Origin of the sequence: Kitasatospora sp. NPDC004669 (assembly GCF_040609455.1) — a bacterium.
GTDB lineage: Bacteria > Actinomycetota > Actinomycetes > Streptomycetales > Streptomycetaceae > Kitasatospora.
This window is the reverse complement of sequence record NZ_JBEXKB010000141.1, coordinates 1-9,948: the sequence shown is the minus strand read 5'-3', so window position 1 is coordinate 9,948 and position 9,948 is coordinate 1. Positions and strand designations below refer to the sequence as shown.

General features: G+C 70.7%; 12 protein-coding genes. 4 read left to right on the top strand and 8 right to left on the bottom strand.

The genetic code is table 11. The features are described from left to right. Positions 1-228: 228 nt before the first annotated feature. On the bottom strand, positions 229-1,443 hold the full coding sequence (fabV, locus tag ABZW30_RS45415) for an enoyl-[acyl-carrier-protein] reductase FabV (protein WP_355677208.1): 1,215 nt from the start codon (positions 1,441-1,443) through the stop codon (positions 229-231). 233 nt (positions 1,444-1,676) lie between these two features. Between fabV and ABZW30_RS45410 the strand changes: the two genes are divergently transcribed. Further along, a complete protein-coding gene (locus tag ABZW30_RS45410; protein WP_355677207.1) occupies positions 1,677-2,072 on the top strand; it encodes a hypothetical protein in 396 nt (131 codons plus the stop codon). 303 nt (positions 2,073-2,375) lie between these two features. Then, entirely contained in the window at positions 2,376-3,023 is a 648-nt protein-coding gene (locus ABZW30_RS45405; RefSeq protein WP_355677206.1) for an Imm21 family immunity protein, read from the top strand. A gap of 49 nt (positions 3,024-3,072) precedes the next feature. Here the strand turns inward: ABZW30_RS45405 and ABZW30_RS45400 are convergent, their stop codons facing one another. After that, on the bottom strand, positions 3,073-4,116 hold the full coding sequence (locus ABZW30_RS45400; protein ID WP_355677205.1) for a hypothetical protein: 1,044 nt from the start codon (positions 4,114-4,116) through the stop codon (positions 3,073-3,075). A 360-nt stretch (positions 4,117-4,476) separates the two neighbouring features. Then, a complete protein-coding gene (locus ABZW30_RS45395; RefSeq protein ID WP_355677204.1) occupies positions 4,477-5,376 on the bottom strand; it encodes a hypothetical protein in 900 nt (299 codons plus the stop codon). Positions 5,377-5,600: 224 nt separating this feature from the next. Here ABZW30_RS45395 and ABZW30_RS45390 point away from each other — a divergent pair, with 224 nt between their 5' ends. Next, positions 5,601-6,500 (top strand): aminoglycoside phosphotransferase family protein, encoded by a 900-nt coding sequence (locus ABZW30_RS45390; RefSeq protein WP_355677203.1) that lies wholly within the window; start codon positions 5,601-5,603, stop codon positions 6,498-6,500. Positions 6,501-6,781: 281 nt separating this feature from the next. Here the strand turns inward: ABZW30_RS45390 and ABZW30_RS45385 are convergent, their stop codons facing one another. The 5 genes from ABZW30_RS45385 to ABZW30_RS45365 form a co-directional block, all read right to left on the bottom strand. Beyond that, entirely contained in the window at positions 6,782-6,916 is a 135-nt protein-coding gene (locus ABZW30_RS45385; protein WP_355677202.1) for a hypothetical protein, read from the bottom strand. Positions 6,917-7,033: 117 nt separating this feature from the next. Next, positions 7,034-7,318, bottom strand: a complete 285-nt coding sequence (locus tag ABZW30_RS45380; protein WP_355677209.1) for a GNAT family N-acetyltransferase — start codon at positions 7,316-7,318, stop codon at positions 7,034-7,036. Positions 7,319-7,429: 111 nt separating this feature from the next. After that, on the bottom strand, positions 7,430-7,681 hold the full coding sequence (locus tag ABZW30_RS45375) for a hypothetical protein (RefSeq protein WP_355677201.1): 252 nt from the start codon (positions 7,679-7,681) through the stop codon (positions 7,430-7,432). Positions 7,682-7,984: 303 nt separating this feature from the next. After that, the gene (locus ABZW30_RS45370; RefSeq protein ID WP_355677200.1) at positions 7,985-8,284 is read right to left on the bottom strand and encodes a hypothetical protein; all 300 of its coding nucleotides are present in this window, start codon (positions 8,282-8,284) and stop codon (positions 7,985-7,987) included. After that, positions 8,281-8,622: an RNase adapter RapZ gene (locus ABZW30_RS45365; RefSeq protein WP_355677199.1), complete on the bottom strand. Its 342-nt coding sequence runs from the start codon at positions 8,620-8,622 to the stop codon at positions 8,281-8,283. The genes ABZW30_RS45370 and ABZW30_RS45365 overlap by 4 nt, the downstream gene beginning before the upstream one ends. A 480-nt stretch (positions 8,623-9,102) precedes the next feature. Between ABZW30_RS45365 and ABZW30_RS45360 the strand changes: the two genes are divergently transcribed. Continuing rightward, a complete protein-coding gene (locus tag ABZW30_RS45360; RefSeq protein ID WP_355677198.1) occupies positions 9,103-9,894 on the top strand; it encodes a maleylpyruvate isomerase family mycothiol-dependent enzyme in 792 nt (263 codons plus the stop codon). Positions 9,895-9,948: the final 54 nt, after the last annotated feature.

Below are 9,948 nucleotides of genomic sequence, written 5' to 3'. Positions count from 1 at the left end.
CCGCCGTCGCCGACCAGCTCAACCGCCGTCCACGCAAGACGCTCGGCTGGGAAACCCCAGCCGAGCGTCTGGCTAAACTCCTCGCGGCCTAGACAACCGATCACGTGTTGCAACGACCGCTAGAAACCGCCGCTTCTGCCGCTGCGGGTCGGTTGCCATATGAGTGGGGCTCCGGCCACCGGCCGGAGCCCCACTCATATGCCCTCGGTGGCGTTCCTCCGGGCCGGGTCAGGACGTGTGGTCAGGCCAGGGGACGTCGATGGCCACCGCAGTGGTGTAGTCGACGCCCGGCACAGAGAATCCGTACAGGCGTTGGACTTCGGCGTGGAACCAGTCGAGGTCGGCGAGGTCGGCGATGGTGGCGGTAGTGGCGGCCTCCCAGCGTTCGGCGACAGCCGCCTGGACGTCGTCGGTGAGTTCCCACGTGTCCAGGCGGACCCGGCCTTCGTCGTCCAGGGCAAGTGCGGCGGCGCCGGTGAGCTGGTCCCACAGGGCGGCGAGCTGGCGGATCGGCGGGACCAGGTCCTCTCCGAGGACACCGCGCAGCAGGCCGGTGTACAGGGCGATGCCGGGGATGGCGGTGGAGGATTGGGTGACGGCGGCGCCGTTAACGGAGGTCACGGCACGCCCGCCCACCGTCTTGTCGAGCCGCTCGTTCAGGGTTCGGGCGGTGGCCTCCAGGTGGCCCTTGGCAGCGCCGATGGTGCCCTGCCGGTAGATCGCCGCTGTCAGCGGCGAGCCGATGTACGACAGCGCGGCGGTGGCGAAGCCGTCGGCCAGTAGGCCTCGGCTGGCGAGGTGGTCGATCCAGCGTTCCCAGTCCGCGCCGCCCATCACGGCCACGGTCTGCTCGACGTCGTCGCCCTCGGCCGGCCCGGTCTCGACTTCGCGGACCTCGGGAACGCCCTGGTCGTCGAAGAGGAGGGTCTTGGTGCGGTTCGCCTGGCCGATCGGCTTGAGGACGGAGGAGTACGTGATGCCGGTGTCGGGGTCAGTGCGGCGGGGCGCAGCCACCGAGTAGATCAGGTAGTCCAGCCTGCCGCCGAAACGCTGCTCGATGAGGTCGGCGACCTGGTTCTTCATCGTGTCGGAGAACGCGTCGCCGTTGAGGAAGACCATGTCCCGCCCGGCGGTGCGGGCGATGTCAGCGGTGGCGGCGGTGCGGTACCAGCCGGCCGTGGCGGTACGCCGTTCGGTGGGGGCCTTCTCGAAGGACACCGCGATCCCGCGAATGCCTGCGCGCTTGAGTCCAGCGAGGGTGGCCGCGAGGCCGTATCCGGCGGAGGAGCCGATGACCAGTGCCACCGGCCCGGCGCCCTCCGGCAGGCTGGCAGGGGCGGGGCAGGTCTGCCACATGTCGGCCACCAGCTGCTGGCAGCCCACCGGATGAGAGTCGAGGAAGAGGAAGCCTCGGTTGCGGGGGGTGAGAACGCGCTCGTTCACGATGGCAGTCCTTGGGTCGGCCGGGACAAGGACGCGGCGACCAACTGGCCACTGCATCGGTGCAAGTCTGCGGCAGCACGGACAGGGGCAGGGAGCCCCGTCGAGGACAACGATCACAAACCGATCTTGGAGTGTTGCCACACTGCCAGCCCAGCTGGCGCGGGCTCGGGTGTGGGTGGCGATCACCACACTCGTCGGTGGGCAGTAGAGTCACCGCGCAGATACGGCCCACCATGGAGACGGAAGCGGCAATGCGGCGCAAACGCACTCTGGAGGACTGGGAAGTCGGCGCGTGGCTTCGCTGGTGGGCGCTGCTGGAAATCCGCGCCATGTCCGGCAGACGGAGGCCGATCCGAGACTGGCCCGACGACGACTACGTCGCCTGCATTCGCTGGCTCGCCAACCTCTGCGACAACATCCCGTTTCTTCCCGAACCCCGCAAACCATGGTGGAGTCGAGCGCGATCAGAGCGCCGATTCGCCTATGCCTGGGTCGTCGCCGACGAACGCGGACGGCAGTGGATCCTCAGCACGGTGGACAAGTTCGGTTGGAACTGGACACCACCATCCACCAGCTCCCCCGTACCGCTGCCGTCAGACGAAGACCGCCCGCCGGCTGACAAGCCATAGAAACGCTATGCGATCGGACGCTGAACTCCCCCGCCCGCACCACTCCGACGAGGGATAGCGCAACACCTGTTGCACCCGGTTGCGTCCTCAACACTGCCGCTGAGCTGTGCCGATTCACCTCGTCTGATCGCGCAACACGGATCTGCCCCAGAGAAAGGTGACCCAGTCGGCGATCTCCGGCAGCCAGTGACGCGGGCGGGCGGTGAACTTATGTTAGGTCCACCAGTTCTGTCCGTTGTCCGCTGCTCAGGTAGTACTCACCCGGGTTCCCTGCTTGTCACTGATCAGCGACACACTGCGCGCATGAGTACTGATCCACATGCCGTCCGGATGACCCTCGATCTGACCTGGGTCGAATCCATGGGTGGTCCGCTGATCGTCGTCCCGGTGTCCGCACTGCAGCACTGGGGTGGCTGCACCGAGGACGGCGTGATCATCGGTGAAAGCGACCAGCCGGACGACTACGACCGGGCCTGCGAGGTCGAGGACCTGGCCGAGGCGATCGGCCTGCGTGGCCGAGGCGACGTCTCCGCGCTGGTGCTGGGCGACGAACCCGCCACCACCTGCTACCTGCCTGAGCCGAGGGCCTTCATGCGCTGGCTCGCTGCCGACTCCGACGCCGAGTTGCTCGCCGCCACCGAATCCGCGCTGAACGACCCGGCGACGCCGTGGGAGGAGTGCGGCCTCTGGGAGACCGACGGACCGGCGATCCTCATGGACTCGGCCGAGGCCGGCAAGAACCTCGGCATGCCCTACCCGGACGGCAGAGGCGAGCCGGACCAAGCCCCCGTCCACCTGTCTGCAGGACGTTGGAGAGTCCGCGCGTTCCACAAGACCGGCGATTCCCCCTGGATCAGCGTGGTCCAGCTCCTTCCGGAGGCCGACGCCGAGTCGACACGACTCCTTGACTCGAACGTCGAGTTGGCGCCCGCAGCCCCGGAGGGACGGTAACGGACGCTGGGACGCTTCGAAGTGGCCCCCGCCGTCGCCCATCAGGCGTTCACGATCGGTACGCGTCGTGATACCTGCGCAGCCGGGGGCTACGGATTGCGGGCAGCCCGACCAGGGTGTCCCTGAAGGCGCCGTGGTGGGGTTCCAGGGGGTACCAGGGGCGCGATGGCAGTGGGTAGTCGTCGCGCAGGACACCCTCCGGGAGTACCCCGGTGGCGGGCGTTGGCGAGGTCTCCCCGGGGCTGGTGAGGTACGCCCAGACTCCGCTGTCCAGCGGCACTACCGTCGCCTCGCAGTCGGATGGGCGCCACGGCTCGCCCGTGCCGGGGTGGCGGGGGACGAGGAGGACGTCGGGGCGGGGCCGGGGCTCGGGGATGCCCGGGCCGGCCAGCCCCACCGAGCGGGGGTTGGGCCCGGGCGGGAGGTAGCGGGCCACGGCGTGGCCGAGCAGCTCGGCTACGGGGCCGGCGGGGAGGGTCACCGGGTGGTTCTCGGTGGCCGCCACGAGGTGGGCCAGCGCGACGCCGACCGCCGCCTCCCAACGACGGCTCCACGACCCGTCGGGTTCGACGGGCGGGACGCGGTGTTCGGCACGCTCCACGTCCGCCCAGCCGGGCAGCGGGCCGCCCGGGAGCCCCGAGGGACGGCGGACGACCGCGTCGGGCTCCAGCCACACTGTCTGCCACGAGCCGCAGTCGTCGATCCGGGTCGCCACGGCCCGTCCGCACCCCACACAGGCCAGGTTGGGCCCGGCCCGGCCGTCCACGCCCCGGCAGTAGCCCTCACACTTCTCCAGGATCAGAGTCATTGACCGGGAGTCACCGGGCGCGATGACGATCCTGTTCCGTGCGCCGAAGGAGACGGAGTACACCGGCGCATACACCCCCTGGTGGGCAGCCGCTTCCTCTCCGACGTCCTGCCACAACCGCCAGGGCGGTCCGGTGGGCCGGGGGTCGACGGCGTACGTCCCCGGCTCCATCAGCGGTGGATGAAGTTCCTCCCAGGCTCCGTGGTGGGTGTGGACGGGGAGTGCGACCTGGGACGCCGGTGCCGTCAGCTCGGTGCAGCACCCGGCACATGCGAACACGTCCAAACAAGCTCCCCCCCCGCTGCGGTTCACCGGGATTGTGTCTCGCTCGCGGCGGAGGATCCATCGGATTTCGGAGCGGCTCCAGGGCTTCCAGGGTGCTCGTGGCCGTTCATCCACCTCGGCTGTCGACCGCCATCAGCGTGCCGTCCAGGTCCAGGTCCAGGCCCATGGCCTGGCTGGCGGGGCTGTCGAGGCGGGGGGCGATGACGGGTCGGGGCACGTGATCCTCCATCGGGTGAGCTGACGGGTCGGCCCCGACCTGCTGGGTGCGGGCCGGGGCCGGGTTGGTGGTGGGGGGGGCAGGTGCGGTAGGCGGCGGGCCGGTCCTTGAGGGAGGGAAGGCCCGCTGTCGGGAGTGCTCGGCTACAGCAGGCCGGCGGCGTGGGCCTCCGCCTCCTGGTCGACGTCCTCGCCCTCATCCTCGTCGGCCTGGTCCTCATCGTCGTCGGCCGGGACGGGGCAGAGCTCGGCGATCGCCAGGTGCTCGCCGAGCGCGGCCCACGGGTCGCCGTCCTCGGCCTCGCCGTCGGTGGGCTGCGTCGTGTCGGCGGCGGGGGCGTCCAGGAGCGCGGCCAGGTCGGCGATGGTGTGGATCGGCACCGGCTGCTCACCGTCCCGGGCGAGCAGGTAGGTGCGGCTGGTGTAGCCGTCGTGGTCGGTCGGGCGCGGGACGGCCAGCAGGCGCGCGGTGGAGGTGATCTCGCACGTCGCGCTGCCGTCTTCCGCGCCGGTCCAGTTCTCCGCCTTGGTGAGCGCGCCGTGGCTGTAGTCGATCCGCCCCGCGCTGAACGCGGCACGGGCTGCGGCGTCGGCGCAGACGTCGGCGGCCAGCTGCTCCCGGGTCGGCGCCGGGACCGCCTCGCGGGCCGGGCCATGGTGCTCGGCACCGAGACGGCGGCGCAGCGGGGCGAGGGCCTTGTAGGCGTGGTGGTCGGTGAGGACGGCGGCGAGGGCGCCGGTGGCCAGGGCGAGGGTGACGCGGGCTTCGGCCGGACGGTGGGTGAGGGCGCGGTAGGTGGTGAGGCCGGCGGCGGCCGCGGCGGTGACGGTGGCGACGCTGTCGGCGGCGTCCAGGGCGGTGCGGGCCAGGCGGGTGCGCAGGGTGTCGGTCACGGGTGCCTCCGGGAGGGGAGCGGGGTTGGGCCGGGCGGCCGCGCCGCTCACCACCGCGCCCGCCGTCCCGGCCTGGCTGGCCGGTGGGCGGGGCGCGGTGGTGGGCAGCGTGGTGGGCCCTGTGCTCCCAAAGCTGCCACGAAGCGACAAGTAGCTCTCTGTAGCGACAGTCACATGTCGTAGCCACGGCTCAGCACCACGGTCCCGTTGTGCGACATCCCACGGGATGATCTTGGTAGGTCAGCAGTTGCAGTTCGGCGGGAGCGTCCTCGGCCGGGTCGGTTTGATCGGTCCAGCGAGAACTTGGGAGATCGAACCCTGGATCTTCCCGAGGGCAAGGTTGGCTCCGCTTTCCCCAAGTACTGTAACTTCGCGTGATCGAATCCGAGATTGAGATCAGCGAGGATCTGGTCCGCGACCTGTTGCGGGAACAGCATCCGGATCTGGCCGAGCTGCCCATCCGCGAGGTGGAGGGCGGTTGGGGCAACCAGATGTGGCGCCTCGGGGACAAGTTGGCCGTCCGGATGCAGCGGATGGACAGACTCCCCGATCTGCAGCTCAAGGAGCGCCGCTGGCTGCCGGTGCTGGCCCCACGCCTGCCGCTTCCGATCCCGACCCCGGTGCGAAGCGGGGCACCGTCCGAGCGCTTCCCCAAGGTCTGGACCGTCATGACCTGGGTTGAAGGCACGCCGCTGGACCACGGCTCGATCACCTGCGGCGACCACGCGGCCGACACGCTGGCGGCCTTCCTCAAGGCGCTGCATGCGGAGGCGCCTGCCGACGCGCCGGCCGCCTCGGACTTCGGTGCTCACCCCAGGGAGTGCACGGACGGCTTCGAGAGCTTCCTGCAGGCCGTGGACCTCGGCGGCTTCGCCGAGGACGACATCAGGGCCGTGTGGGACGACGCGGTGGCGGCTCCCGAGTGGGAAGGCCCGCGAGTGTGGGTGCACGGCGACCTGCATCCCGCGAACGTCGTCGTCGCGGACGGAACACTGGCGGGCGTCGTCGACTTCGGCGCAGTCTTCGCCGGCGACCCGGCATGGGACCTTATGGCCGCCTGGCTGCTGCTCCCCGCGGGCGGTGCCTCACGGTTCTTCGACAGCTACGCGCAGGCGGACGACGCGACGGTACGACGGGCACGCGGGCTGGCCGCGATGAAGAGCCTGTTCCTGATGCTGATGGGCCAGAACGGGGACCGCGGCCTGCCCGGCGGCAAGCCGAACTGGGGGCCCGCAGGCCGGTCGGCACTTGATCGTGTCCTGAAGGGCCTTTGACGTCGGCATAGATCAACCGGCTCTGGCCCGGGCCGGCACTCGTGTCCTGTCGCGTTGAGCTTGTCCGGGGGAGCCGGGCGCCGCAGTTCGCGCAGTCGCGGATGCGGGCAACGCCTCCAGGGTCGTGCGCCGGCCAGCGCGGGGCTCAGCACCGGAGGTCGGTCTCGGGCTCCTCTTGGTCCTGGTTGTCTTCGTAGGCCCAGGTGCCGAACGGTCCGGGCAGGCCAGGTTCGTCGGAGCCGAGCTGGAGGGCGTCGCCCTTGAGTCGGTGGGGCCGGGGATCATGCCTCAGGCTGGGAGGGGATGGCGGCGCGGCCGACCTCGCGCAGCTCCTGCAGGTCGGGGATGTGGTTGTAGAGGGTGCCGGGGCTCACCCCGAGGAGGGGTCCGGCCAAGGTGAGCTCAAAAGCCGCCATGGGATGATCTTGGTGGGATGGCGGTCGGGCCAGGGTGCCCGGCTTGGGCAGGCGTCCGGAGCCGGTCGTTCAGGTGCCGCTCGCTGAGGCGGCACATCGACCGGGAGCGGTAGGGGGTCAGACCGTGGTGGTGCAGACGAAGCCGAGGTCGGCCAGTCCTTCGGCCTGGCACAGCCGGTCGGAGGCGCCGCTGGCGGTGGTCTGCAGCAGTTGGTAGTCGGCGCCGTTGGCGTGGCCCCAGTGCATGGCCGCGCGCCACAGCTGGCGGCCGAGCCCGAGGCCGCGGTACTCGGGCAGGACGCCGAAGTACTCCGGCAGCAGCCGGGCCCGGCCGATCGGGTCGGGCATGGTCTCCATGGGGCCGATGGCCCCCACCACCCGGTCGTTGCGGATGGCGGTCAGGACGGGGCCGACGCTGTCGATCCGGGAGTGCAGGAAGGCGAAGCCCTCGTCGGCCAGCTGCCCGCGCGGCCCTTCTCACGTCACGACGTGAGCAGAGCTGCGATGCAGGTATTAGGCCGGAACGGACCGGATCACAACCAACGAGCCTTCGTAAAAAGGCTGTTGCCGCAGGGCGCCGAACCGAGCGTCCCATGCTCCGCTGTCCAGGTCGCCCCGCAAATCTGAGGCGAATCGTTCGCGCGACTGCTCGTCGACGAAGCTCCACGCCGAGCACGCCTGTCGAGCACCAGGGTCGAGCAGCATCTCGGAGCGCGCATAGTACGTCCCGTTGAAGCCGTCGGTGCAGTCGACGGGTATCGGCACCCGGGTCACCGTCGTATGTCCGCCGAGAGCCTCGGCCAGATCCGCGATCTCCCCAGCCGACCGCCATCACCATCTGTGTGCGCAGGCCCTCCACTGATCAACCGCCGGCCCAGTACCAGCACGTCCCCAAGTAGATTCCCCCGAGGTCGTAAGCCGCTCCCATCCATCGCTGCCTGTTGATCGTGCTGACGCGGCATGCGCATGGCGGTGGCGGGTGAGGGGGTGCTGGCCCTTCTTCGCGCTGGTGGTTGTCTGCAATTGGTCCTGCGGTGATCGTCATGGCGAGGGGTGGAGTGCCCCCGGTCAGTAGGCCAGTGCGGTCATGTGGTCGGGGTGACGGAGCAGGTCCGCGAGGAGCTGGGCCAGGGCCTGCTGCCGCACGGCCTCCAGCACGTCGGTGGGGTCGGTCCAGTCGCCGGAGGCGAGCCAGTCATGCAGCTGCCCGACGCCCTCGCACGGCGACGGGCCGGGCAGGTCGCCCCACCGGTCCGCCGGCTCGTCCGGGACCGGGCCGGTGGTGGCGTGGCGCCGCAGGCGGAGCGTGATCCCGGCGGCGGCCAGCACGGTGCCGGCCGCAGCGGTCAGGAGTGTGGTGGGCTTCACGCGTCACCGGTCCAGGCGCCGGTCGGGTCGTCGCTGATCTCCGCCGACGGGCCGGTGACGGCGGCCGCGCCGGTCTCGACGACTGGCAGGTGGACGTGGCGGTGCGTCACGACCACGTCCGCGCCGACGTCCCGCAGCAGCTCACCGGCCTTGCGGGCCAGGACGACGCTGCGATGCTTTCCGCCCCTGCAGCAGACGTGCAGGGCGACGGGCCGGCCGGGCAGCGCGGCGGCCTGGGCGAGGACACGCACCACGGTCCGCTCGGCGATCTCGACGGCGCCGGGGGTGGCCAGCACGTAGTCGTAGACAACCTGGTCCAGGCCGCTGGAGTGGAGCATCACCTCGCGGACCTCCGGGTCTTCCGGGGGATTACGGAAGTGTTCTCCACCGTTTCGCTGTCTCACGAGACATCGCCAGCGCCGCTTCGGGGACTTCACCGCAACGAAACGGCCCGGCGTCGAAGATCAGGTGGAACCCGTGCGTGATACACCCAAGTACGATTCGAGCGCCTGCTTGATCACCTCGTAGGGGGAGCATCCTGCGCGGAGGGCGTGAGCGTGGAGCCGTACCTCCAGCTGTTCCGGCAAGTACTTGGCGCGGTTGTCGATTACTGACACACCGTTGGCTTCTCAGCACCCGGGCGGTGGGGCGTTGAGCCAAACCCCACCTTGGAGTGAAGTCGGGTGGGGAACTCCCGTGGTTTCGAAGGAGGTTCGGTGTCGGCGGCGGTTCGGGCGGATGGTTCGGACGGCGGCGTCGGCAGGCGGCGGCCGGGAAATTCGCTTTCGGCCGCCGGAGTGCGGTGATAGACAGCCGTAGTGCAGAAGAATCTTGAACTCCCTGACCTGCTGCGACTGATCGACGAGCGGGCGACGGCCTTCCGGGCCGCGATCGCCGCCGCGCCCAGCCTGGACGTGCAGGTGCCGACCTGTCCCGAGTGGACGCTGTTCGACCTGGCGCGGCACCTGGGCTCGGGCCGCCCGTTCTGGGCCGCCGTCGTCGAGGCCGGTCCGGCCGACGCCCCGCCGGCCGAGGCCGTGGCGGCGCGCGCCGAGGCGCAGGCGCCCCGGGAGCGCGAGGCGTTGGTGGCCTGGCTGGCCGCGTCGACGCAGGAGCTGCTGGACACCCTGCGGGAGGTCGGCCCGGACGCCGAGTGCTGGACGTGGTGGGGCGCCTCGCAGTCGCCGCGGACCAGCGGTGCCGTCGCCCGGCACCAGCTTCAGGAGATCGCGATGCACACCTATGACGCCCAGCTCACCGTGGGCGCCACGCAGCCGCTGCCGGCGGAGGTGGCGCTGGACGGCGTCGAGGACTTCCTGTTCACCTGCTGCGCGTGGTCGGGCGTCTGGCCGCACGAGCCGGCCGTCGTCGATTACCACGCCACCGAGGGCCGCTCCTGGCGCTTCACGGTCGAGGCGGACGGCGCCCGCGCCGTCCGCCTCCCGGCTGCCGGCGAGGGCGAGGCCCAGGCCCCGGCCGACGCCTCCGCCCGGGGCACGGCCGGTGAGCTGGTCCTGTGGTTCTACGGACGCACACCGCTGGACTCGGTGAAGATCGACGGCGACCGGGTGTCGGCGTACGAGTCAACATGCACCACCTCGTACGAGTGACTGTGCACCAGAGTTGATGCGGTGACCGGCTGTTGTCCGTGAGCCTGCTGTCGT